The 22497-nt window shown below is 60.5% G+C and carries 21 protein-coding genes and 2 tRNA genes; 14 read left to right on the plus strand and 9 right to left on the minus strand.

Features of this window, described 5'->3' with window-relative positions; all coding sequences use genetic code 11:
* Positions 1-146: 146 nt before the first annotated feature.
* Positions 147-1067 carry a hypothetical protein gene (locus tag GR197_RS10840; protein WP_164009225.1) on the minus strand — a complete coding sequence of 307 codons (921 nt, stop codon included), beginning with the start codon at positions 1065-1067 and terminating at the stop codon, positions 147-149.
* A 361-nt stretch (positions 1068-1428) separates the two neighbouring features.
* On the opposite strand from GR197_RS10840, the gene GR197_RS32275 reads away from it, so the two are divergent.
* A complete protein-coding gene (locus GR197_RS32275; protein WP_164009227.1) occupies positions 1429-1608 on the plus strand; it encodes a hypothetical protein in 180 nt (59 codons plus the stop codon).
* A 595-nt stretch (positions 1609-2203) separates the two neighbouring features.
* On the opposite strand, the gene GR197_RS10850 is transcribed toward GR197_RS32275, so the two are convergent.
* On the minus strand, positions 2204-2449 hold the full coding sequence (locus GR197_RS10850) for a hypothetical protein (protein ID WP_164009228.1): 246 nt from the start codon (positions 2447-2449) through the stop codon (positions 2204-2206).
* Positions 2450-2696: 247 nt separating this feature from the next.
* A tRNA-Asn gene (locus GR197_RS10855) sits at positions 2697-2771 on the minus strand.
* Positions 2772-2888: 117 nt separating this feature from the next.
* Between GR197_RS10855 and GR197_RS32280 the strand changes: the two genes are divergently transcribed.
* Both GR197_RS32280 and GR197_RS10865 read left to right on the plus strand, forming a co-directional pair.
* Entirely contained in the window at positions 2889-3206 is a 318-nt protein-coding gene (locus tag GR197_RS32280; RefSeq protein WP_164009230.1) for a hypothetical protein, read from the plus strand.
* A gap of 102 nt (positions 3207-3308) precedes the next feature.
* Positions 3309-3644, plus strand: coding sequence for a hypothetical protein (locus GR197_RS10865; RefSeq protein WP_164009666.1), 336 nt, complete (start codon positions 3309-3311; stop codon positions 3642-3644).
* 100 nt (positions 3645-3744) lie between these two features.
* Here GR197_RS10865 and GR197_RS10870 read toward each other — a convergent pair whose 3' ends face one another.
* Together GR197_RS10870 and GR197_RS10875 are read right to left on the minus strand one after the other, a co-directional pair.
* A complete protein-coding gene (locus tag GR197_RS10870) occupies positions 3745-4080 on the minus strand; it encodes a KTSC domain-containing protein (RefSeq protein WP_164009232.1) in 336 nt (111 codons plus the stop codon).
* A 38-nt stretch (positions 4081-4118) separates the two neighbouring features.
* Positions 4119-4301 (minus strand): hypothetical protein, encoded by a 183-nt coding sequence (locus GR197_RS10875; protein WP_164009234.1) that lies wholly within the window; start codon positions 4299-4301, stop codon positions 4119-4121.
* 38 nt (positions 4302-4339) lie between these two features.
* Between GR197_RS10875 and GR197_RS10880 the strand changes: the two genes are divergently transcribed.
* Positions 4340-4413 (plus strand) — tRNA-Cys (locus tag GR197_RS10880).
* Between the two features lie 71 nt (positions 4414-4484).
* Here the strand turns inward: GR197_RS10880 and GR197_RS10885 are convergent.
* Positions 4485-4787 (minus strand): hypothetical protein, encoded by a 303-nt coding sequence (locus GR197_RS10885; protein ID WP_164009236.1) that lies wholly within the window; start codon positions 4785-4787, stop codon positions 4485-4487.
* A 536-nt stretch (positions 4788-5323) separates the two neighbouring features.
* Between GR197_RS10885 and GR197_RS10890 the strand changes: the two genes are divergently transcribed.
* Positions 5324-5989 carry a protein-L-isoaspartate O-methyltransferase family protein gene (locus GR197_RS10890; RefSeq protein ID WP_204330164.1) on the plus strand — a complete coding sequence of 222 codons (666 nt, stop codon included), beginning with the start codon at positions 5324-5326 and terminating at the stop codon, positions 5987-5989.
* A 176-nt stretch (positions 5990-6165) separates the two neighbouring features.
* Here GR197_RS10890 and GR197_RS32640 read toward each other — a convergent pair whose 3' ends face one another.
* On the minus strand, positions 6166-6300 hold the full coding sequence (locus GR197_RS32640) for a hypothetical protein (RefSeq protein WP_281409519.1): 135 nt from the start codon (positions 6298-6300) through the stop codon (positions 6166-6168).
* Between the two features lie 82 nt (positions 6301-6382).
* Here GR197_RS32640 and GR197_RS10895 point away from each other — a divergent pair, with 82 nt between their 5' ends.
* The 5 genes from GR197_RS10895 to exoR all read left to right on the plus strand — a co-directional run bounded on the left by GR197_RS10895 (position 6383) and on the right by exoR (position 13410).
* On the plus strand, positions 6383-7252 hold the full coding sequence (locus GR197_RS10895; RefSeq protein WP_164009238.1) for a PopZ family protein: 870 nt from the start codon (positions 6383-6385) through the stop codon (positions 7250-7252).
* Between the two features lie 115 nt (positions 7253-7367).
* Positions 7368-10211, plus strand: coding sequence for a valine--tRNA ligase (locus GR197_RS10900; protein ID WP_164009240.1), 2844 nt, complete (start codon positions 7368-7370; stop codon positions 10209-10211).
* Between the two features lie 401 nt (positions 10212-10612).
* Positions 10613-11887: an OmpP1/FadL family transporter gene (locus tag GR197_RS10905; RefSeq protein WP_164009242.1), complete on the plus strand. Its 1275-nt coding sequence runs from the start codon at positions 10613-10615 to the stop codon at positions 11885-11887.
* A 139-nt stretch (positions 11888-12026) separates the two neighbouring features.
* On the plus strand, positions 12027-12605 hold the full coding sequence (locus GR197_RS10910; RefSeq protein ID WP_348643268.1) for a hypothetical protein: 579 nt from the start codon (positions 12027-12029) through the stop codon (positions 12603-12605).
* A gap of 1 nt (position 12606) precedes the next feature.
* A complete protein-coding gene (gene exoR, locus GR197_RS10915; RefSeq protein WP_164009244.1) occupies positions 12607-13410 on the plus strand; it encodes an exopolysaccharide production regulator ExoR in 804 nt (267 codons plus the stop codon).
* Positions 13411-13426: 16 nt separating this feature from the next.
* Here exoR and xth read toward each other — a convergent pair whose 3' ends face one another.
* Positions 13427-14218, minus strand: a complete 792-nt coding sequence (gene xth / locus GR197_RS10920; RefSeq protein ID WP_164009246.1) for an exodeoxyribonuclease III — start codon at positions 14216-14218, stop codon at positions 13427-13429.
* A 233-nt stretch (positions 14219-14451) separates the two neighbouring features.
* Positions 14452-14784, minus strand: a complete 333-nt coding sequence (gene erpA, locus GR197_RS10925) for an iron-sulfur cluster insertion protein ErpA (protein WP_164009248.1) — start codon at positions 14782-14784, stop codon at positions 14452-14454.
* Positions 14785-15006: 222 nt separating this feature from the next.
* Here erpA and GR197_RS10930 point away from each other — a divergent pair, with 222 nt between their 5' ends.
* From GR197_RS10930 to nagZ, 4 genes are all read left to right on the plus strand, one after another.
* On the plus strand, positions 15007-16224 hold the full coding sequence (locus GR197_RS10930) for a deoxyguanosinetriphosphate triphosphohydrolase (RefSeq protein WP_164009250.1): 1218 nt from the start codon (positions 15007-15009) through the stop codon (positions 16222-16224).
* A gap of 64 nt (positions 16225-16288) precedes the next feature.
* Entirely contained in the window at positions 16289-18046 is a 1758-nt protein-coding gene (gene argS / locus GR197_RS10935) for an arginine--tRNA ligase (protein WP_164009252.1), read from the plus strand.
* A gap of 61 nt (positions 18047-18107) precedes the next feature.
* Complete coding sequence (locus tag GR197_RS10940; RefSeq protein WP_164009254.1) at positions 18108-21368, plus strand: SPOR domain-containing protein; 3261 nt, start codon at positions 18108-18110, stop codon at positions 21366-21368.
* A gap of 113 nt (positions 21369-21481) precedes the next feature.
* Complete coding sequence (gene nagZ / locus GR197_RS10945; RefSeq protein WP_164009256.1) at positions 21482-22495, plus strand: beta-N-acetylhexosaminidase; 1014 nt, start codon at positions 21482-21484, stop codon at positions 22493-22495.
* The last annotated feature ends 2 nt before the right edge of the window (positions 22496-22497 follow it).

Genomic DNA, 22497 nt, shown 5'->3' on the forward strand with positions numbered 1-22497 from the left:
TGACTTAACCGAAGCTCAAAAATGGCCACATGTTCCGCTCGCCGCGAAATAAACTGCAACCTGGCGAAGGGCTGCGTTTCAAACAAGGCAACATAAATAGGGCGCGCGGCCTTTCGACCCCGCGCGCCCCGAGTTCATCCCGTGCCTTAGCGCCGGGAAGTGACGATCAGATCTTCCTCTTCGTCGCGTTGCGATCCGCCAAACGCCGCGGCGGCAGAGGCGATGAAAGCCCCGATCAGAAGTGAAAGCGAGCCGAGCAAGGCCGTGGTGGAGGCCGCCTTGCGTGCATCGTCGGCCGCTTTCTGGGCGGCGACCTTGGCGTCGTCGATGCGCTTCAGCACCGTGTCGACGCGGGTGCGTGCATCGGCTTCGGAAAGGCCGGTCCGAGAAGCGACGATGGTGGCAAGATAGGCCTTGTCATCATCGGGAATCTTGCCCTCGGCGGCGCCGTTGAGCAGGATGCGGGAAACCTCCGATGTTGCCGCGGCATCATTGGATGGGGCCGCTGCTCGCGCTTGATCGGGACGCAGCAATGCGTCGGTAAAATAGGACGTGGAGAGATCCACCGGCGAAGTTGCCGACGATGCAGCTGCCGTACCGGCGGCCGTGGCAGTCGATCCCACGGCATGTGCCGCCGAACCCACCGCTTGTGCACCCGCGCCGGCGAGCGACGTCAGCGACGACGCAAGAAACCCTGCGACGAAGATTGTCGCCAAAGCCCAGCTCAGGAAACCATGCGCGGTGTCACGGAAGAACACTTCATCTGTATGGACGGCCGCCCATTTCGTCCGCAGCCGGCCGGTGATATAGCCTCCGAGCGCGGAAGAAAGCCATTGCACGAGAACGAGCCAGATTGCTGCCGTGACGCCAAGCGTCCCGAGCGAACTGCCTTGCCCCGACCAGGGGGACACCATGGTCAGACCAAGCCCGGATCCCAGCAGCAAAAGGATGAGCGTCACGCCAATGGCTGCCGCGGCTCCCCCGAAGATGGGCCCCCATGTCATAGCCGATTTGGAGGATTCGACCGGAGTGGCAATCTCTCCGGAACCTGTCATTGAAATCGACATATCTGTTCCTATCGCATAAACAGAGCCAGAAGAATGATGATAGGCAGTGGAACACCGAGCAGCCAAAGTAGAATACCGCGACCCATGAGAGACCTCCTGTCAGAAACTGACGTTACGTTGTTGATGCCACTCAACTTTTGATCACGGTATTTGTTCCCGCCGGCTGATCGTCGATGATCTTCACACCGAGTTTTTAAGATCGACGAAAATCTTGGGCACTGCAGCTAACCCTGACCGAGAAGCGCGCCTATATCTGGGGACCCTAAAGTGATTTGGGGGTGAGTTCTGGGAAAATTCCTCTCCCGCTACTCCTAAGCGACAGCATTCGTGACTGCGTCAAAGCGTAACTGGAGAAGCATCAATGAACAGATTTCGGGCATTTGTAGCAGCCGGAGCAATCAGTCTTGCCGCGATGACCTCAGGCTGCTCGACACCGCCGAATTCATATGGCTCGGCATCGGGATATCAGCCGGGAGATTCCATGAACCCGGCCTGCGCCGATGGCTTCCGACCCGGCGACGGCCGTTCGTGCAGCTATTAAAAGGGAGGCGCTCGCATCTGCAAAGAGCGAGGGTATGGGGGAGAAGTCAGGCAGGCGCTCCGTAGTCGGGAGCGCTGGCCGGTAGGATCGCGATCGCGCCCGGACGTCATTTCCGTTTGATTGTAGCCCCAACGGCAGCGCCGAGCGCAATCCCGAACGTGATGCCGATCGCGACGTCGTCGAACAGAATCGGGTCGACCGCGGCGCCTATTCCAATTCCTATTGCCATACCGAGACGATATCTGGTTGCTGTGGCGGTAGTATGTGTTTGAAAAGGAGCTGCGAGCGCGGTCCCACGCTCCAATGATCAAGAGAGAACGGCCACGTGATCTCGTGGCAGCGACGTGACGTCAATCTGCCGCCCGACCCCATTCTAAAGTTAATGGCGGTCGCGTCCTGCCTCAGCCTCTACATCATTCGACCGTCTACGCAAAGCTGGCCGGTTCGTCGTTTGTTGCTTTAGTTAAAAGACGCCGGGAAGACCGGCTCCGGAGGTATCACGTCGATCAAGGCGCCGCCGGCGCCCCGATGGCGCAAACGACCGCGGCGACGCTGTTCTCTCGCGACCTGGATCTTCGGGCCTATGCCAACAATGTCACTGACCGCTCAAGCGCAATGCATCGATCAACTTGTGCACCTTGTCGGTCGCGTAAACGATATCCTCTCGGGGCAAATGCACCGTAATTTCGATCTCCTGCCATCGGCCGCCATTGTTTTTCGCGTAACTCACGGCGGCCTGTAGAGATCCGAATTCAACTGCGAGCGCATCAGCGATCCAGAACTGCACGGTGCAATCGGCTTCGGAATAGTCGGAGAGTGCTTTGAGTGGGTCTAGGGCCATGCGATCGGCTCTACACCCTTGCCGGTTCTTTGGCTACCGCAGGTGAAGCGCCGCCGCTGTTTTCGAGTCGCGCATAACGTTTGCAATCTTGCGCCAATGCGGTGCGCTAGGGCAGAATGATCGCGGATCGCGGCCTCTTGATGAGCCACCAGGAGCAAGCGATCACAGACGTCAGACTGGTTTCTAAAAGTGGGAAGAAAACGCCTGCCTTCGGATTTATTACGAAACAGGCGATTAACTTGAAAAATGGCTCCCCGGGCCGGATTCGAACCGGCGACCTGTCGATTAACAGTCGAATGCTCTACCGCTGAGCTACCAGGGATCACTGCTTGGCGCGGTGTGAGTGGGCTAATACAAATGCTTGTCCGATTTGCCAAGCGGTTTTTTCAAAAAAATGAAATGAACTTGTATTTGGGATGCCTGAGCCCATCTCTGGGGAATGACCAACGGGAATGATCGCGAACAGACGAGGGCCGGCGAAAGGCCACGAAAGCGGGCAGGGCGCTTCGGCATCGATCATGCAAGCGGCAGGCTTATGCTCGGCTCCTTCAGTATCGGAATGCCCCGTTCGCGCATCGCGCGGATGGCAATCGGCGTGGCCCTCATTCTTTGTGGGTTCTTAGGCTTCCTGCCGATCTTGGGATTCTGGATGCTGCCGCTCGGCTTTCTTGTGCTTTCGCACGATCTGCCTGTCGCGCGCCGGCTTCGACGGCGGCTGGCGGTCTGGTGGCACAGGCGGCGGAAACCGGCTGGCTGACAGTTGTCTCCGGAAAGGTTTGGCGGAACCCTGAATGGCTTTTGCCTTCATGGTTTATGGATTGTAAAATGCGAAAACGCGCCAATTGGTCCAGGTGAGGAAATGAAAGCATTTTTTATCGTCGTTGTGTCGGCGTCCGCGATTTTCTCAAGCGTTCCCGCCGAGGCTCTCGATAGCCGGGGTTTTGACGCCCGCGGCGTCTGCCGCCGTGCCGAAGGCTGCGTGGTCGACCAAGGTCAAGGCGGCGGCTATAACGGACCTCGCAACTATCGCAATTTCAATGGCCGGAACGAGCGTGATGGCAGCAACGATCGCCACCGCGACGATCGCCGTTATCGCAATCAGAACAGAACCGACAATGTCGATCCAGCAGCCAGCCGGCTTGCCGCAGGCCCAGCGATTGAGCCGGCCACGCCGCCTAAGCGAATTTTGGCCTAAAGCGCGTCGTAGTTAACTTGATTCATACGACGCGCTTTAGCTCCTTGTTTTTATGCATGTCGTTACCCGGGAACCGCTGCACACTTCCGGGCGACATGCATTAATTCGACCTGAGTTCGCTTTCCTCGAACACTCCACTGGGACCCGGATCGAGGCTGGTCACCATGAAGAGGCTGCAGACGGTAAGCAGGAGGACGAGCTTCAGCGCGTAGGAGACGGAGAGCGGATGTCGCCCACCCCGTGATACGCGGGAAGGCGCCACATAATAATTGTAATAGAAGTGCGGATCACTCGTTTCCAGCAGGTTCTGGTAGACGTGCGGCGGAATATCCGCGTGTTTCACCGGTGGAGAACCTGGAAATTTTACGTGGAGATCGCGGCTCTCGGCGTCGTATGCCGCATGCACGTGCTTCGATTTGAGGGCAGCCCAATCCATTGCAGCTCCTAGCACCCTCCCGGTGGCAATATGAGGCCTCAAGAACGATCGTCAAGCTGACAATTCGTTTCAAATGCAAACATTGGCAGGAAATGGGCTATCGTCACGGTCATGGAAATTCCAGCCTGCGCCCGCGCGGTCGGATAGGGGAATATGGCTTTTTGGGCAGCGGCGGAATGGCGTTTTTCCGAAATGCCCTCTTGCGATTTCCTTACGATCATTCTAAACGCTCGCCACGGCTCAGATAACGAGCGCGTGAGGCCTCGTGGCGGAGTGGTGACGCAGAGGACTGCAAATCCTTGTACCCCGGTTCAATTCCGGGCGAGGCCTCCAAAATTTTCCACACAACGTATATCGCCTGCCTGCGGCCCGTTAACGACGAGGCGTCGCGCCTGAGCGTAAGGCTACCAGATCCGCGGGCCGGCCGAAAAATCGAACTGCGACGGATTGATTCCCCTGAGGCGGTAAAGCGCCTTCAGGCCGCCCTTGCGGATTTCCGCCTGATATTCCAGATCGCTTGATCCCGACCCGCTACCGATTTCGGGACCGGCGCCGAGCAGCCGTCGCATGGCCTGCGGCGAAACGCCGGTGAAGCTGCGAATGTCGCCGCTGCTGTATTTGATCAGCAGCAGGCGGGCATCGGCATTGTAGTGAAGCACGTCGATATCGCGCGATTTTATCAAAAACGTTTGCATGCGCACACCCATAGCGAAAGGTGTGGGCGCCGCAACAAAATGGTTGACGTAACGTTAATGCGCGTGAGGCGGTCGAGGCTGGAAGTGCTGGCTACTGTTGGCGCCATGGGAAGCGGCCAGCGGGGTCGCGCCGTGATTTCAAACGAACCGAGCGCAAATGAAACCGGCGTCTGCCTGCATGAGATTGCTGCAGACGATATGCCGGGACTATCTCTGAGCGCCCTTTGGCGCCCAATCACTTCAGGGTCGTTTCGCCGTCAAGCAGCCCGCAGCAGAATATGCCGATGAGCGCTGCGACGATGAAAAAGTCGAACAGCGAGAAATACTCGAAAATTGCAGACATGGCCTGCTCCTCCTATTTCCTCCGTTGAAGATGATAACATGAAGGGGCAGGGGATTCCACGTTTGCGTTGCAACGCTTCAATCCCCCTGTGGCGCGGAAGATGCGCCTGCCGGATTCTTTACGCCGGAGGTTGCCAAGCCTTGAAAGCATCCGTGGCGGGGATTAAGAGACGAAGGACAGGAACCGCTTTCAAGAGCCAGAGGACATGATGGATTTCGAAGCAGCGCGCGCAAAGATGGTCGACACCCAGGTTCGCACGACGGACGTTACCTCGCATTCCGTGCTGACGGCGTTTCTCTCCGTGCCGCGTGAGGCATTCGTGCCGGAGAAGGCGAAGCTGCTGGCTTACATCGACAACGATGTAGAGATATCGGCCGCAGCACCGGGAAAGCCGGCCCGATTCCTGATGGAGGCATCGCCGCTTGCCAAGCTGCTGCAGCTTGCCGCGATCACCAAGAATGATTTCGTCCTCGAAGTCGGTTGCGGCACGGGTTACACATCGGCGCTGCTGTCGATCATTGCCGGCTCCGTCATCGCGCTTGAATGCGATGAGACGCTGGCCGCCGAGGCGAAGGCGCAGCTTTCCGGCTATGCCAAAGTCGAAGTCGTGACCGGACCACTCGAAAAGGGCTACGCTGCCGGCGCTCCCTATGATCTGATCTTCGTCAATGGCGCAGTCGAGGAGGTTCCGGCGGCTCTTCTCGGTCAATTGCGTGATGGCGGCCGTCTGATCACCGTCGAAGGTTACGGCAATGCTGCCCGCGCCAAGGTATTCGTCGCCGAGCGCGGCGCCGTTTCGGAAAACGTCTTCTTCAATGCCTCCGTGAAGCCGCTGCCCGGTTTCGCCAAGGCGCGCGAATTCGTTTTCTGAGGCCATTTTTATCGATGAATTCAGCAACGGGCGCCAATGGAGCCTGTTAGACCGGCTCATAGGCCTGCCTATCTCTCCGTCGTCATGCTCGGGCTTGTCCCGAGCATCTGGTGAGCCGGCTGCAGATCCTCGGCACAAGGCCGAGGATGACGCCGAGTAAAGAGCAAGGCCTGTTATCAATGCTCGGTTTTTTCGAGTGCCGCCGGAAAGCCTTCACAAACATCATTTACCCTGACGCCGCCATGTCGCAAACATCGGGTAACAAAACTGTGCATGGCCGCACTCATTTGATTCGCGATGATTTTTTTCACGTCTGAGGTATTCTAAGGTCGCGGTGATTCGGATGACCGCTCCACATCGTCCGGTCGTTGTTTTTGGATAACGGGGATTGAAATGGCTCAGCCAGGTGTAGCGCGTGAACCGTCCATGGAAGAAATTCTGGCCTCCATCCGCCAGATCATCGAAAGCAATGAGCCCGGCGCCGGCAAGGCGATCTCCGCATCCCTGCCGCCGGTCTACGGTGCCGATGAGGATGAGAACGGCTCCGAAATCCATCTGACGGTGGATGACACCTATGCCGGCGTGGAGTTCCCCGAACCGGCCATGCGCTCCTCCGATCCGCGTTTCGTCGCCGCCAATTCGGCCGGCACCGCCCCTGAAACAGAAGTGCCGGCCCGCGCCCTGTCGCTTGCCGATGTCGCCGCCCGCGTGCGCGCCGCCTCCGAGCGCAGCGCCGTACAGGCCGGTCAGGCACTGCGTGAGATTCCGAACGGCTTCCGCCAGCCCGAACCGCAGCCGGCAGTGATGCCGGAGCCGCCGCGTGCAGCAGTACCGCAGCCGCAGCCGACGCAGCCTGTTTTTCCTCCGGCTAGCGTTGCGCCCGTTCCGCAGGCGGTGATCGAGCCGGCCGAGCCGATCTATGCGGAAGCACCGCGGGTCGCAGTCGAGGCGCCGGCGCCCGCCGTTGAAACAATGCCGCCCGCTTTGGAACCCGCACAGTCGTCGGCTGAACGGTTCCTGCCGAGCGTCATGGACGAGGTCCAGCCGACGCTGCTTTCACAGGATGCCGGTCTGCAGATCAGCCGCTCTTTCGAGGAGCTCGCCGCCGCGATCGACGGTGCGGAGCGCCGCTCGCTGGACGAGATCGCAGAGGATATGCTGCGTCCGATGCTGCGCGAATGGCTTGATGATAATCTGCCGACGCTGGTCGAGCGGCTGGTGCGTGAAGAGATCGAGCGCGTGGCGCGCGGCCCGCGCCGCTGATCGGATTGCTTTTTCCTGAAAAGCCGCTCCGGTCTCCGGGGCGGCTTTTTTATTGACTTGCCGGTGCCCATCCTATTTACAAACGGCATCCTCGAACCTCGAAATTGGTCAGAAAATGCTCGACAAGACCTATGATTCAGCTGCCGTCGAACCCAAAATCGCTGCGAAATGGGATGAGGAGGACGCCTTCCGCGCCGGCGCGAACGCCAAGCCCGGGGCCGAGACCTTCACCATCGTCATCCCGCCGCCGAACGTTACCGGTTCGCTGCATATGGGCCATGCGCTGAACAACACGTTGCAGGACATCATGGTTCGCTTCGAGCGCATGCGCGGCAAGGACGTGCTCTGGCAGCCGGGCATGGACCATGCCGGCATCGCCACGCAGATGGTCGTCGAGCGCAAGCTGATGGAACAGCAGCTGCCCGGCCGCCGCGACATGGGCCGTGAAGCCTTCATCGACAAAATCTGGGAGTGGAAGGCTGAATCGGGTGGCCTGATCTTCAACCAGTTGAAGCGCCTGGGCGCCTCATGCGACTGGTCGCGCGAACGCTTCACCATGGACGAGGGGCTGTCGCAGGCGGTTCTCGAGGTTTTCGTCACGCTCTACAAGGAAGGCTTGATCTACAAGGACAAGCGCCTGGTCAATTGGGACCCCAAACTCCTGACTGCTATCTCCGACATGGAAGTCGAGCAGCACGAGATGAAGGGTCATCTCTGGCATCTGCGTTATCCGCTCGAGGCGGGCGTCACCTATCAATATCCGATCGCCTTCGATGAAGAGGGCAAGCCAACCGAATTCGAGACGCGCGATTATATCGTCGTCGCGACGACGCGGCCGGAGACGATGCTGGGCGATACTGGTGTTGCCGTGAACCCTGAAGACGAGCGTTACAAACCGATCGTCGGCAAGCATGTCATTCTGCCGATCGTCGGCCGCAAGATTCCGATCGTCGCCGACGATTATGCCGACCCGACGGCCGGCACCGGTGCGGTGAAGATCACGCCCGCACATGATTTCAATGACTTCGAGGTCGGCAAGCGCGCAAAGCTGCGGGCCATCAACGTCATGAACGTCGATGCCACGATTACCATCAAGGAGAACGAGGATTTCCTCGAAGGCCTCGACAATCCGGCCGCGCTGCATGGCGCCTGGGATCGTCTGGAAGGGCAGGACCGTTTCTTTGCGCGCAAGGTGATCGTCGAGATCTTCGAAGAGGCCGGCCTTCTCGACAAGATCGAACCGCACAAGAATATGGTGCCGCACGGCGACCGCGGCGGCGTGCCGATCGAGCCGCGGCTGACCGAACAATGGTTTGTCGACAACAAGACATTGGGACAACCCGCGCTGGAATCCGTTCGCGAGGGAAAAACCAGGTTCATTCCCAGGAACTGGGAAAATACCTATTTCAACTGGCTGGAGAACATCGAGCCGTGGTGCATCTCCCGACAGCTCTGGTGGGGACATCAGATTCCCGCCTGGTATGGCCCGGACGGTCAGGTCTTCGTCGAAAAGACCGAGGAAGAGGCGCTGCAGGCGGCAATCCAGCATTACCTTTCGCATGAAGGCCCCATGAAGGCCTATGTCGAGGACCTGCTCGAAAACTTCAAGCCGGGTGAGATTCTGACGCGGGACGAGGACGTGCTCGACACATGGTTCTCCTCCGCACTCTGGCCCTTCTCGACGCTCGGCTGGCCGGACCAGACGCCGGAACTCGCGCGTTATTATCCGACCAGTGTTCTGGTCACCGGTTTCGATATCATCCCGTTCTGGGTCGTTCGCATGATGCAGATGGGCCTGCATTTCATGAAGGACGAGAACGGCGATCCCGTCGAACCCTTCCACACGATCTACATTCACGCGCTGGTGCGCGACAAGAATGGGCAGAAGATGTCGAAGTCGAAGGGCAACGTCATCGATCCCCTGGAGCTGATCGACGAATATGGCGCCGATGCGCTGCGTTTCACGCTGGCAATCATGGCGGCACAGGGCCGCGACGTGAAGCTCGATCCGGCCCGCATCGCCGGCTATCGCAACTTCGGTACCAAGCTCTGGAACGCCACGCGCTTCGCCGAGATGAACGGTGTCAAGAGCGACCCGCATTTCGTGCCGGAGGCGGCCGAACTCACCATCAACCGCTGGATCCTGACGGAGCTTGCCCGTACGGAACGTGACGTTACGGAAGCGCTTGAAGCCTTCCGCTTCAACGATGCCGCCGGCGCGCTCTATCGCTTCGTCTGGAACCAGGTCTGCGACTGGTATCTCGAGCTCCTGAAGCCGGTCTTCAATGGTGAGGACGAGGGTGCCAAGGCCGAGGCCCAGGCCTGCAGCGCCTATATTCTCGAAGAGATCTACAAGCTGCTGCATCCCTTCATGCCCTTCATGACCGAAGAGCTTTGGGCCCATACCGCAGGCGAGGGCAAAGAGCGCGGCACTTTGGTTTGCCATGCCGAATGGCCGTCGCCCTCCTATGCCGACGACGCGGCCGCCGACGAGATCAACTGGCTGATCGACCTCGTCTCCGGCATCCGCTCGGTGCGCGCCGAAATGAACGTGCCGCCGTCGGCAACAGCCCCGCTCGTCGTCGTCAAAGCCAACAACCTGACGCGCGAACGGCTGTTCCGCCATGACGCCGCCATCAAGCGGCTTGCCCGCGTCGAGGCCATATCGCTGGCCGACGATGCGCCCAAGGGGGCTGCTCAGATCGTCGTCGCCGAGGCCACTATTTGCCTGCCGCTCGGCAATCTGATCGACCTTTCCGCCGAAAAGGCCCGTCTCGAAAAGGCAATCGCCAAAATGGAAGGTGAGATCTCGCGCATCGACGGCAAACTCTCCAACGAGAAGTTTGTCGCCAACGCCAACCCCGACGTGGTCGAGGCCGAGCGCGAGCGCCTCGATGAGTTGAAGGGCCAGATCGCCAGCTTGAAGACCGCCCTCTCCAGGGTAAGCGAAGCCGGGTAAGGTTCATCGCCCGTTTTGGTATTTTATTTCAAAGGCGCGTCCCTCCTTGGGCGCGTCTTTTTCGTTGGTTTCGGCGCGCGTGATTCGGTCCTGAAGAAGGCTGATTTCAGGCGCTGAGCCTGTGGATTACGGCTGGACGGACCTCCCGGGGGCGAAAACTGACACTGTTGTCGGATTGATACAGCTTCCGCAATGTTTGGAATGAAAACCCAAAAGCCCGTCTTGAAACCGATAACCTGGGAATAAAATTTTATTAACCAGATTTTTTGACGTGTCCGTCAATTTCTTTACGTAAGTTAGTCGCTGCAATGCCTGGGAGCGCTGCCATGGGGCGCGTTGCCATGTCGAGCGAACACTTACTAGAGTGACGTGACATCAATTGCTGGAGTGGGGGAGACACAATGGCATCGCGTAGGTTTTCCAAGGGCGTAACGACCCTCGTTATTTTTTCGTCGCTTGCATCGCCGTCCTTTGCCGGCGGTCTGGAGCGCGGCGGATACAATATCGACCTTCTCTTCGACAATTCGCGGTTCTCGGTGCAATCCGGTGCGACCTATGTCATGCCGCAGCGCAGGCTGACGAACGTCAAGGACACCAAAGCCTCGGACGGCCTCGGCACCAACGGCACCGGCGGTGGTTCGACCACAGCGGATGAGACGGAGGATTACTGGGTCCCCTATCTCGGGGTGAAGGTTGGTTTCGGCGACGCCATCGACTGCTTGGGCGATTATTCGACGCCCTTCGGCGCACACACCAATCCCGGCACCGATTGGCTGGGCGTCAACAACAACATCGAAACCAAGATCAGCACCCGCAACTACGGCCTCACCTGCTCCTATCGTTTCGATATGGGCCCTGGCCAGCTTCGCCTGATCGGCGGCGGGTTCTATCAGACGGTCGAGGGTTTCAAGACACGCCTCGTCGCTCCGATCACGGGGGCGGCTTCGGCGATTTATGACGGCACCGGCCGTCTGGACCTTGCCGACCAGGCCATGGGATGGCGGGCGGGCATCGCCTACGAAATCGAGGAGTATGCCTTCCGCGCCAGCCTGGTCTACAACAGCAAGGTCAAGTATGACGATCTCACGGGCACGGTCGACTTGACCGAGGTGCCGAAGGCCGTCAGTCCCACCAATCCCTACCTCGGTGTCGTCACGCCCGTCTACGGTTCGGCCGAAGCGCCCGATTCCGTCGAGTTGAAGCTGCAGAGCGGCATTGCCCCCGACTGGCTTGCCTTCGGTTCGGTCAAGTGGACGAACTGGAGCGTGCTTCAGTCGATCTCCTTCTGCCCGAAGGCCACCAAGGGCGTCGTCGCCTGCAACGCCGGCAGCCAACTCACCTCGCTCGACCTCTTGTATCGCGACGGCTGGACGATCAGCGGCGGCGTCGGCCACAAGTTCAACGACCAATGGGCAGGCGCCCTCAGCCTGACCTGGGATCGCGGCACAAGCCAGGGCTATGGCGCCCAAACCGACACGTGGACGCTTGGCGCAGGCGTTTCCTATACGCCGGTCGAAAACGTCGAATGGCGTTTGGCCGGTGCGCTCGGCATCATGACCGCCGGTGACTCCGGCACCTTCGTCTATAACGGCAAGACTTACGGCGACGATGTCTCTTATTCCTTCGGCGACGATCTGGTGGCGGCCCTTTCCACCAGCGTAAAGATCAAGTTCTGATCCTGCGGCCCAAGTAGAGGTCTGAGAGCCCGGCAGTCTGCCGGGCTTTTTTTGAGCAGTCCGCAAGACAAATGGACGTTCTGATTTGTGACGATTCAGCAACACTTTTTTACGACGATTGCCGTAAGGTGGCAGCGGGGTGAAATTGTCCATTTCCCGCCACAAAGAGGGAGCAGCGCTATTTGCGGGCAAGGTGATGGGCAGGCTTACGGTGCGTGTAAATAGTAGCATGGGTCTATTTTTTTCCGGCAACAAGAGATCGCGCGATACGATTGGCAACAATCGTTTGATCGTGGCCGTTTCGCTTTCTGCACAAGGCTGTTGCGACCGCCAATCCGGTCTCGCGGCGGCGCCGTCGAGCCGTTCTTTGTTGACGTTTTCGGCCCGCTCGGATGAGCGGCACGGCTTTGCTGGAGATGTCGATACTGGTTTCGTCACATTTGCTGTTTACGATTATGGTGAAGGCGGGAAGGCGGATGCCGCACCTGCCGAAAACCTGCCACGGAGAGTGCAGTCGAGCCATGCCGTGAGCCGGGTGGTTCTGAATGATGCGCTGAAAATTCGGCCTTCGGGAGAGGGCCAGTGGGCTGGATGCGACGCGGGCAAAGGAGCCATGGAGCTCGCCGCGGGATCGCTCGCCTCGAAGAAATACATCCGCGGAATGCCCGGCGCGAGCGCCGCTGCTTCCTGCCTGCGATGCGCGAGAGAAATCGGTTGAAATGGTGACGTCCGAGTTCAAACTGTTCAAATTCATGCTGATGGGCATGTCGATGGCCGTGGCGCTTGCGCTGTCCGGCCCGGTCCGCGCATTCGACATCAAGGCCGGCGTGAGCAAGGAATCCGGCCCCTTCGACCTCTTCAAGTTCGGCTTCAAGGCCTATAAGAACGGACAGAAGGAAGAGGCGGTCGAAGCCTATAAATACGCTGCTGAAAAGGGGCACACCGGCTCGCGCTGGGCGCTCGCCAATATGTATGCCGATGGCGACGGCGTCACGCAGGATGATTTCGAAGCCTTCAAGATCTACAGCGAAATCGCTCAGCAGGGCGTCGAGCCGGGCTCGGAAGATACTGGCTTCTTCGTTAACGCACTGCTCTCGCTCGCCAATTATTACAAGCACGGCATATCAGGCAGTCCGGTCCGGATCGACCTCAGCCAGGCGCGCCAGCTTTATTTTCAGGTGGCATCCACCTTTGGCGTCCCCGAGGCGCAGTTCCAGCTGGCGCAGATGATGCTAGCCGGCGAGGGCGGCAATTCCAGCCCGCAGCAGGCGAAAAAATGGCTGAACCAGGCCCGTAAGAGCGGTCACCCGGGCGCCATGGCGGTCTTCGGCAATATTCTGTTCGACGAAGGCCAGACGGCGCGCGGCCTGGCGCTGATGACGGCGGCGCTCGACCGCTGTAAGCCCAAGGATTGCAACTGGATGGAAGCGCTGCAGGAACAGGCCTTCTCGGTTGCCAATGAGGCCGACCGCCGCACGGCGGTATCCCTCTCGCACAGCATCGCAACGAGCTCCGACGACTAGAATTAAGCGAAAAGCCTCAGGCCGCGAAATCGAAATAGGCGATCACCGGCACGTGGTCGGACGGCTTTTCCCAGGCCCGCACGTGTTTTTCGATTGCAGCCGACGTCATTCGGTCGGCGGCCTCAGGCGACAGCAGCAGATGGTCGATGCGGATGCCGTTGTTCTTCGGCCAGGCGCCGGCCTGATAATCCCAGAAGGAATAGAGCTGCGTCGCATCCGTCGTCGCGCGCACGGCATCCGTCAGCCCGAGATTTTCGAGCCGGCGGAACGCCTCCCGCGTCTGCGGCAGAAATAGCGCGTCGCTTTCCCAGACCTTGGGATCGAAGCAGTCGTGCGGTTCCGGGATGACGTTGTAATCGCCGGCAAGGACCAGCATCTCCTCATAGGCCAGCCGCTCGGCTGCAAACGTCCGCAGGCGCTCCATCCAGGCGAGCTTGTAGGGATATTTTTCCGTGTCGACAGGGTTGCCGTTCGGCAGGTAGAGGCAGCAGACGCGCAGGATACGTTTGTCGGGCAGGGTGAACACCGCTTCGATGAAGCGCGACTGTTCGTCCAGCGGATCGCCAGGCAGGCCGCGGTTCACTTCGGAAGGTGAACTCTTCGAGAGGATCGCCACACCGTTGAAGCCCTTCTGGCCGTGCGTCTCGACATGATAACCGAGCGCCTCGATTTCCAGCCTGGGAAAACCTTCGTCGACCGTCTTGATCTCCTGCAGGCAGACGATATCCGGATCGGAATCCTTCAGCCATTGCGTAAGATTGTCGATGCGCGCCTTGACGCCATTGATGTTCCAGGTCGCGATCTTCATGGCTCTGTCCCGTTGCGCATGATGCATGTCGCCCGGAAATGCGCAGCGGTTCCGGGATAACGACATGCATAAAAACAAAAAGAACCAAAGCGCGCCGCATGAATCAGCTTCGAGGCGGTGCGCTTTAGTGCGCTTCTTTTATCGTGGTCTTTCGTCGTCGGACAAGACGATAAACCGGCCGAAAGCATTATCTTCGGCCGGTTCGATGGGGAGAACGCAATGCGTTCGGATCTTCAGATCGAGAAGCTGGTGCCACAGCCGCAGCTTGCCACTGCATTCGGGTTCTTGATCTGGAAGGATTGACCGAGCAGATTGTCGACGAAGTCGATCTCGGAACCCGCCATGTAGACGAGCGAAAGGCTGTCGATCAGCACCTTGGCATTATTCTTTTCGACGACGACGTCGTCGTCATCAGCGCTGTCGGCAAGGTCGAACTTGTAGGAAAAGCCCGAGCAGCCGCCGCCTTCGACGGAGACGCGCAGCGCGCTCTTGCCGGCCTCGGCGCCGACGATCGCAGCGATACGCTTTGCTGCAGCATCTGAAAGGGTTACACTCGTATCCGTCATGTTTCCTCCTGCCGGGGTCAAGATCCGGAGAGAATGGGTTTTGGCACTCGAATATTCAAATGCCTGATATCAAACAAACTTATCATGATCTTCGTAAAAAGACCATGATGCGCCGAGGTGGTCGAGAAAGCGCCTCTTTGCCGTTTCTTCGGGCTATAGGTATGAAGAGCGCAAAGCGGCGTCAATGGGCAGATGCGGCAACATGCAGGATGACGGTGAACAATGACGATCGATAGGCGTGCTTTAGGTTTCGGCAGCGGTGAAAGGGCGGTCTATGCGGCCGACCCCTGGACGACGCGCGGACGGCTTTATCAGGAGGATGAAAGCCCGACGCGCTCCGACTTCCAGCGCGACCGTGACCGCATCGTCCATACCACCGCCTTCCGCCGGCTGAAGCACAAGACCCAGGTCTTCATCGCTCAGGATGGCGATCATTACCGCACCCGGCTGACGCACACGATCGAGGTTGCGCAGATTGCCCGCGCGCTCGCCCGCGCCCTGAAGCTCGACGAGGATCTGGCCGAGGGCGTGGCGCTCGTGCACGATTTCGGCCACACGCCGTTCGGTCATACCGGCGAGGACGCGCTGCACGAGGTGCTGCTGCCCTATGGCGGCTTCGACCACAATGCACAATCGCTGCGCATCGTGACCAAGCTGGAGCGGCGTTATGCCGAATTCGACGGCATCAACCTGACATGGGAAAGCCTCGAAGGTCTGGTCAAGCACAATGGTCCGCTGCTGACGCCGGATGGCGTGGGCACGCGCGGCCCCGTTCCGCAGCCGATTCTCGATTATTGCGAACTGCACGATCTCGAGCTTGCAACCTATGCCAGCCTCGAGGCCCAGGTTGCGGCGATCGCCGACGACATCGCTTACAATACTCACGATATCGACGACGGCCTGCGCTCCGGCTACCTGACTTTCGATATGCTGGAGGAAATCCCGTTCCTTGCCGGGCTGATGGCCGAGGTCAGGGCGCGATACCCGCATCTGGAGCCGAGCCGCTTCACCCATGAGATCATGCGCCGGCAGATCACCCGCATGGTCGAAGACGTGATCGGCGTCGCGCAGGCACGCCTTTCCCTGCTGCGCCCCGAGAGCGCAGCCGACATTCGCGGTGCCGACCGGGTTATCGCCACGTTTTCCGATCACATGGCCGAGACCGACAGGCTGATCAAGGCGATGCTCTTCAAACGTATCTACCGCAATCCCGATATCATGCGCATCCGCGCCGGCGCGGCCCAGATCGTCACTGATCTCTTTGCCGCCTACATGGCCAATCCCAAGGAGATGCAGAGCCATTACTGGGTCGATCATATCGCCGGCCTGTCGGATGCGCCGAAGGCCCGCCATGTCGGCGATTATCTCGCCGGCATGACCGACACCTACGCGATCAGCGCCCACAGGCGATTGTTTGACCAGACTCCGGATTTGCGATAGGCAGCGGTCGCCCCGCCGACGGCCGATTTAAGCCTTTGGCACAGCCTATGCATGGAAGAGTGTGATGAACCTTTTTACCGACTTCGAAGCCAGGATCAAAACCGCCCTTGAACAGATCGATCTGGTCAGGGAAAAGCGATCCGAGCTCGATTTCGGCCGTATCGCCGTCGAGCCGCCGCGTGACGCGAGCCATGGCGATGTCGCGACCAATGCGGCGATGGTGCTGGCAAAACCGCTCGGAACCAACCCGCGCGCGCTGGCCGACATCATCATCGCCAAGCTCCGGGAGGATGCCGACGTTGCCGATGTTTCGGTCGCCGGCCCCGGTTTCATCAATATCCGTCTCTCTGTTGGCTACTGGCAGCGCCTGCTCGCCGCGATGATCGGCGCCGGCACCGATTACGGCCGGTCGACGCTGGGTGAGGGCCGGAAGGTCAACGTCGAATATGTCTCGGCCAATCCAACCGGCCCGATGCATGTCGGCCATTGCCGCGGCGCCGTCGTCGGCGACGCGCTCGCCAACCTGCTCGCCTTTGCCGGCTACGGCGTCGAGAAGGAATATTACATCAACGATGCCGGCTCGCAGATCGACGTGCTCGCCCGTTCCGTCTTCCTGCGTTATCGCGAGGCGCTCGGCGAAAAGATCGGCGAAATTCCCTCGGGTCTTTATCCGGGCGACTATCTCGTGCCTGTGGGACAGTCGCTTGCCGCCGACTATGGCGTGCGGCTGCACAACATGCCGGAAGACCAATGGATGCCGATCGTCAAGGATCGCACCATCGATGCGATGATGGTGATGATCCGCGAAGACCTGGCGGCGCTGAACGTCCATCACGACGTCTTCTTCTCCGAGCGCACGCTGCATGCCCATGGTGCAGCCGCGATCCGCACGGCGATCAACGACCTGACCTTCAAGGGCTACGTCTACAAAGGCACGCTGCCGCCACCGAAGGGCCAGCTGCCTGAGGATTGGGAGGATCGCGAACAGACGCTGTTCCGCTCGACCGAGGTCGGTGACGATATCGACCGGCCGCTGATCAAGTCGGACGGCTCCTACACCTATTTCGCCGCCGACGTCGCCTACTTCAAGAACAAGTTCGATCGTGGTTTCGACGAGATGATCTATGTGCTCGGCGCCGACCATGGCGGCTACGTCAAGCGCCTGGAAGCGGTTGCACGCGGCGTTTCGGACGGTAAGGCCAAGCTGACGGTACTACTCTGCCAGCTCGTCAAGCTCTATCGCAACGGCGAGCCGGTGAAGATGTCGAAACGCTCGGGCGATTTCGTCACGCTTCGCGACGTCGTCGAGGAAGTCGGTCGTGATTCGGTGCGTTTCATGATGCTTTACCGCAAGAATTCCGAGCCGCTCGACTTCGATTTCGCCAAAGTGACGGAACAGTCGAAAGATAATCCGGTTTTTTACGTGCAGTATGCGCATGCCCGTTGCATGTCGGTCTTCCGGCAAGCGAGGGAGGCTTTCGGCGACCTCGATGTTTCCACTGCCGAACTGGCGCAAACCGTTGCAGGCATTGGCGATCCGGCCGAATTGCAGCTCGTCGCCAAGCTCGCCGAATTCCCGCGGATCGTCGAGGCTGCAGCCCAGTCACAGGAGCCGCATCGGGTCGCTTTTTACCTCTACGACCTTGCAAGTTCTTTCCACGCGCACTGGAACAAAGGTAAAGATCAGCCGGAATTACGATTTGTTAATGATAAAAACCGAGAATCAACTATTGCCAGACTTGGGCTGGTGTACGCCGTCGCGTCGGTTTTGAAGTCGGGACTTGCCATTACAGGCACTGCCGCACCGGACGAAATGCGATAACGTCACCATTTCCCCACAATGCGCTGGCAATTCAGAGTTGGCGTTTGCGAGTGGGATAGGCATGGCTGATAAACAACTTGCGTATGATACGCGCGGAAAAGATGACCTGTTTGCCGACGATGATCCGTTGGCCGAACTTGCCCGTATCGTCGGCTTCGAGCCGCGTGTTGCAGCAAACACGATAACCGAGCCCGCGCGGCAGGAGCCCGTCCTCGATCTCGAGGACGAGCTTGGCCGCGAGTTCGACCGTTACGATTCGCCACGTCCGCTCGCAGAGCTCGACCGGCCAGCCGAGCCGATCTCTGACGACGTCATCCCTGAAGATTACATCGAGCCCGTTCTCGATGTTTCTCCGGCTGTCGAGAGGCAGGAGGTTGCAGAGCCGGTTTCCGTCGTCTCCGTTGAGGCTGAGGAAGCAACAGTGCCTGCAGCAGGCAACTGGGATGCGCCCGCCGCCGACCCGGCGGCTTGGCCGCAGCAGCTTTCCGTCGAGCCCGCTTTCGAGACGCCGGTGCAATCGGCTATCGGCGGTGCCCGCGACCTGATCGAGGAGCTTGAGCTGTCGATTGGTGCTGCTCCGGTCTCTTCGCTGCCGCAGCCTGCCAAGGCGCCGCAATGGTCGGCCGCCAGCATCAGGTTGCCGCTTGCCAATTTCCACGCCGCGAAACGCGAAGAATCGGTTGTTCCGCCGAAGCCCGAGCCTGTGGTCGAAGCAGCCGCAGCGCCGGTGGCTGAAGCGCCTTCCGCCGATCTGCCCGCTGCAGAGCCGCAGCCCGTGATCGAGCGGTCCGCTCCCGCCGTCGAGCCGTTGGCTCCGATCGTCACTGCCGAGCCGTCCGAGGAATTCGAATCCGCGTCTCCTTCGCTTGGCTTCCCCGCCGAGCTCGATCGTCACGACGAGGTGATCGCGTCGAAAGAGGTTGCCGAGGTCGAGGACTTCGTTGAAATCGAAGACGAGCTGGAGGATTTCGGGTCTGACGCCGGTTTCGATCTCATTGCCGCCGCGGTCGAAGGCGAGATCCAGGCCGATGCCGCGCTGACCGAGGTCGTGCCCGACGTCCCGCACACTGCCGGCACTTTCGATCTTGACGATCTGCTCGCCGACGTCTCACGTTATCCGGTGCCGCAACGCCCCAATTCGGCGACGGTTTCGCCGCAGGCCGAATCGATCGAGGCAGCCCCCGTTTCCGCCGCATTTGTCCATCCGCAAGTGATCGCGCCGGCACCGGTCGCCGTTCGGCCTGCTCCCGCCGAGCCGGCTCCGGTCTATGCTACTGAAGCCGCAAGGCCGGTCGCGCCGCAGTTTGCCGAGGTCGCTGCACCTCAGCCTGCCGCGACGGCATATTCACCAGCGCCGCAACCCGTACCGGAAGCCGACGATCCCTTTGCCGGCCATGATTTTGAGCTGGACCTTGCCGGCATCGAGCTGGAACTCGCCGATCTTGATTTCTCCGAACCGCCCGAGCTGGCGCCGGTTGAACCCGCGCCGGAGCCGGCAGTCCGTGCTCCCGAGCAGGCCGCTGCCGTCTCGTCTCTGTCAGCCCCCGTTTTTGCGCCTGAACCGCAAATTCCTGCTTTCCTGCAGGCGGCTTCCGCCCCTGTACGGCCCGCTCCGGCTGTCGCTGCCGAGCCCCAGGTTCGGGCTCAGGCTCAGGTTCCAACTCCGGCTCCGGCCTTCAACTGGACGCCTGTCGCTGACTCGACCGAAGACTTGCCCTTTGATCCGGCGATGATCTCCGATCCGGAGGATCGTCCTGAGGCTGTCGAGGACATGCACGTGCCGGCGCTGCCGCCGGTCGAGCAGCCAGCTCCGGTCGCGAAAACGCAGGATTTCGAGTTCGATCTCGACGCGGAGATCGCCAGCTTCTTCGAACCGGCCAAGCCGCGGGAAACCCCGGCGCCGGCCACGGATACGGCTGCCGCCGCGGCAAAGGTGGTCAAGCCCACCATCGCCGATGGCCTCGATGATTTCGAACGGGCGCTGGAGGAGGATTTCCGCCGCAGCGTGCGCGAGCCGGTCGAGCGCCGCGAAACCTCCGAAGTTCGGATTGAATCGGCAAGCCAGGCGGCTGATTTCAGCCGGGCCCGGTCAATGCGTCGGCTGCTTGCCGGAGCCGTCGTGCTCGTGGTCTTCGCCGGCGTCGGTTACGGTGTTTATTCCTCCGTCTGGAACGGCGAGGGGCTCGGCATTGTCGCATCGGGCGAGCCGCGCGTGATCGCTGCCGACAAGGAGCCGGTCAAGGTGGTTCCGGAAAATCCCGGCGGCAAGACCGTGCCGAACCAGGACAAGGCGGTCTACGACCGTGTTGCCGGATCTGCCGAGGAGCCGAAGCAGAAGGCGTTGGTTTCTTCCGACGAGGCGCCGGTCGATGTCGTCCAGCGCACGCTGACACCGGAAGCGCTGCCTGAGGACGACGAGAACGCCAACTCGGGTGATCAGGTCACGCCGACCGCGGTCGGTGAGACCGAGGATCCTCGTCTGCTGCCGAACCAGGACAATGCCGACAACGCGCCCGCTGGCGATGCCGACAAGGCGCCGTCCGTTTCGCCGCGCAAGGTCCGCACGATGATCGTCAAGCCCGATGGCACGCTGGTCGCCCGCGAGGAGCCAGCAGCCGTCGACCACCAGCCGGCTGCCCCGGTGACATCGTCTGCTCAGCCGATGCCGGCGTTGACGGCCCCGTCTGCACAATCGGCTTCATCAGTGCCGGCGGTCGGCGGAACGGCCGCAAGCTTCCCGTCAAGCGCCGAGGTTGCTTCCGCCGATGCTCGTTCTGCGGCACCTGCCGAAACGACGCCGGCACAGCCGCCGCTGACAGGCGGCGCCGATACGCAGGCTGCAAATCCCGCCCCGGTCCAACCGCCGGTGCGCCCGGTCAAGACCACGGCGACGACCGATACCGCTCCGGTTCCGATCGCCCGTCCGGCCGAGCAGCCCGTCAACGTTGTCGGCACCGTGACCGAGAAGGGCAATGTCCGCCCGCCGGCACAGCAGCCGAAGCCGGCACAGCAGCCGAAGACGACTGAGGTCGCAGCCGCGGCACCGGTCGCCGCTCAGCCGCAGCAGGCCGCGTCCGCCGGCGGCTACGGCATCCAGATCGCTTCGTTGCCGTCGCAAGACGAGGCGACCAAATCCTATGCCAACCTGTCGAAGAAATTCGCCGGCGTGCTTGGTGGCCGCGCACATGAGATCCGCAAGGCCGATATCGCCGGCAAGGGCACTTTCTACCGTGTCCGTATTCCGGCCGGTTCCAAGGACGAGGCCGCAGCGCTCTGCGAACAGTATCGCGCGGCGGGCGGCAGCTGCCTGATCTCCAAGTAGCATCAGGTTTGAATGAATAACAAGAGCGGCGGGCCGGATCGGTCCGCCGCTCTTTTTTGTGCATCGCTTTCGACCTTGCTCGCATTTGGCCGGGCGCCGTCTATGATTCTCACATGACCGAATCAAAAGCGACGATCCTTGGCTGCAGCGGCCTTGCCCTCACATCTGAAGAGAAGGCCTTCTATCGGGGCGAACGGCCCTGGGGCTTTATCCTCTTCGGCCGCAACATCTCCGAAGCAGCGCAGATTACCGATCTTGTCGCTGAATTGCGCGACAGCGTCGGCTGGCATGCACCGGTGCTGATCGACCAGGAGGGCGGCCGCGTCCAGCGCATCCGTCCACCCATTCTCAAGCGTTATCCCTCCGGCCAGGTGCTCGGCGATCTTTATCGCCGCGACCCGGCGCTTGGGCTCCGTGCAGCCTGGGCGATGTCGCGGCTGCACGCCTTCGACCTTTCGAGCCTCGGCATCGATGTCGATTGTCTGCCGGTGCTCGATGTTCCGGTCGAGGGCAGCAGCAATGTCATCGGCGACCGCGCCTATGGCGGCGATCCCGAGACCGTCATCGCGATGGGCCGGGCGGCTGCCGAGGGGCTGAAGGCCGGCGGCCTGCTGCCGGTGATGAAGCATATGCCCGGCCACGGCCGCGGCTTTGCGGACTCACATCTGGAACTTCCTGTCGTCACCGTCTCGCGCGATGAGTTGGAAGCCCATGACTTCCCACCCTTCGTCGCGATGAAGGACGAGTTGATGGCGATGACCTGCCACGTCGTCTTTACCGCCATCGATCCCGACAATCCGGCGACGACGTCGCGCAAGGTGACCGACGGCATCATCCGCGAGCATATCGGCTTTACCGGTCTGCTGCTCTCCGACGACAGCTCGATGAATGCTCTTTCCGGCACGATCGGGCAACGCGCGGCGAATATCATTGCAGGCGGATGCGATATCGTGCTGCATTGCAACGGTGATATGGACGAGATGCGCGAGGTCGTGGCAAATGTTCCGCAGCTTGCCGGTCAATCGCTTGCCCGCACAAAAGCGGTGGAGGCGGGCTTCACGGCGGCAGATGCCGCCGACGAAGCGGCTTTGAGGGCGGAATTCGAGGCGATGTTTGCGACGGTCTGATT

The organism is Rhizobium phaseoli (assembly GCF_010668805.1).
Taxonomy (GTDB): domain Bacteria; phylum Pseudomonadota; class Alphaproteobacteria; order Rhizobiales; family Rhizobiaceae; genus Rhizobium; species Rhizobium phaseoli_A.

Excerpts from the sequence above, each read along its gene's own strand:
- GR197_RS10840 (WP_164009225.1), bottom strand. The coding sequence starts at position 1,067 with ATGTCGATTTCAATGACAGGTTCCGGAGAGATTGCCACTCCGGTCGAA.
- GR197_RS32275 (WP_164009227.1), top strand. The coding sequence starts at position 1,429 with ATGAACAGATTTCGGGCATTTGTAGCAGCCGGAGCAATCAGTCTTGCC.
- GR197_RS10850 (WP_164009228.1), bottom strand. The coding sequence starts at position 2,449 with ATGGCCCTAGACCCACTCAAAGCACTCTCCGACTATTCCGAAGCCGAT.
- GR197_RS32280 (WP_164009230.1), top strand. The coding sequence starts at position 2,889 with ATGACCAACGGGAATGATCGCGAACAGACGAGGGCCGGCGAAAGGCCA.
- GR197_RS10865 (WP_164009666.1), top strand. The coding sequence starts at position 3,309 with ATGAAAGCATTTTTTATCGTCGTTGTGTCGGCGTCCGCGATTTTCTCA.
- GR197_RS10870 (WP_164009232.1), bottom strand. The coding sequence starts at position 4,080 with ATGGATTGGGCTGCCCTCAAATCGAAGCACGTGCATGCGGCATACGAC.
- GR197_RS10875 (WP_164009234.1), bottom strand. The coding sequence starts at position 4,301 with ATGATCGTAAGGAAATCGCAAGAGGGCATTTCGGAAAAACGCCATTCC.
- GR197_RS10885 (WP_164009236.1), bottom strand. The coding sequence starts at position 4,787 with ATGGGTGTGCGCATGCAAACGTTTTTGATAAAATCGCGCGATATCGAC.
- GR197_RS10890 (WP_204330164.1), top strand. The coding sequence starts at position 5,324 with ATGATGGATTTCGAAGCAGCGCGCGCAAAGATGGTCGACACCCAGGTT.
- GR197_RS10895 (WP_164009238.1), top strand. The coding sequence starts at position 6,383 with ATGGCTCAGCCAGGTGTAGCGCGTGAACCGTCCATGGAAGAAATTCTG.
- GR197_RS10900 (WP_164009240.1), top strand. The coding sequence starts at position 7,368 with ATGCTCGACAAGACCTATGATTCAGCTGCCGTCGAACCCAAAATCGCT.
- GR197_RS10905 (WP_164009242.1), top strand. The coding sequence starts at position 10,613 with ATGGCATCGCGTAGGTTTTCCAAGGGCGTAACGACCCTCGTTATTTTT.
- exoR (WP_164009244.1), top strand. The coding sequence starts at position 12,607 with ATGGTGACGTCCGAGTTCAAACTGTTCAAATTCATGCTGATGGGCATG.
- xth (WP_164009246.1), bottom strand. The coding sequence starts at position 14,218 with ATGAAGATCGCGACCTGGAACATCAATGGCGTCAAGGCGCGCATCGAC.
- erpA (WP_164009248.1), bottom strand. The coding sequence starts at position 14,784 with ATGACGGATACGAGTGTAACCCTTTCAGATGCTGCAGCAAAGCGTATC.
- GR197_RS10930 (WP_164009250.1), top strand. The coding sequence starts at position 15,007 with ATGACGATCGATAGGCGTGCTTTAGGTTTCGGCAGCGGTGAAAGGGCG.
- argS (WP_164009252.1), top strand. The coding sequence starts at position 16,289 with ATGAACCTTTTTACCGACTTCGAAGCCAGGATCAAAACCGCCCTTGAA.
- GR197_RS10940 (WP_164009254.1), top strand. The coding sequence starts at position 18,108 with ATGGCTGATAAACAACTTGCGTATGATACGCGCGGAAAAGATGACCTG.
- nagZ (WP_164009256.1), top strand. The coding sequence starts at position 21,482 with ATGACCGAATCAAAAGCGACGATCCTTGGCTGCAGCGGCCTTGCCCTC.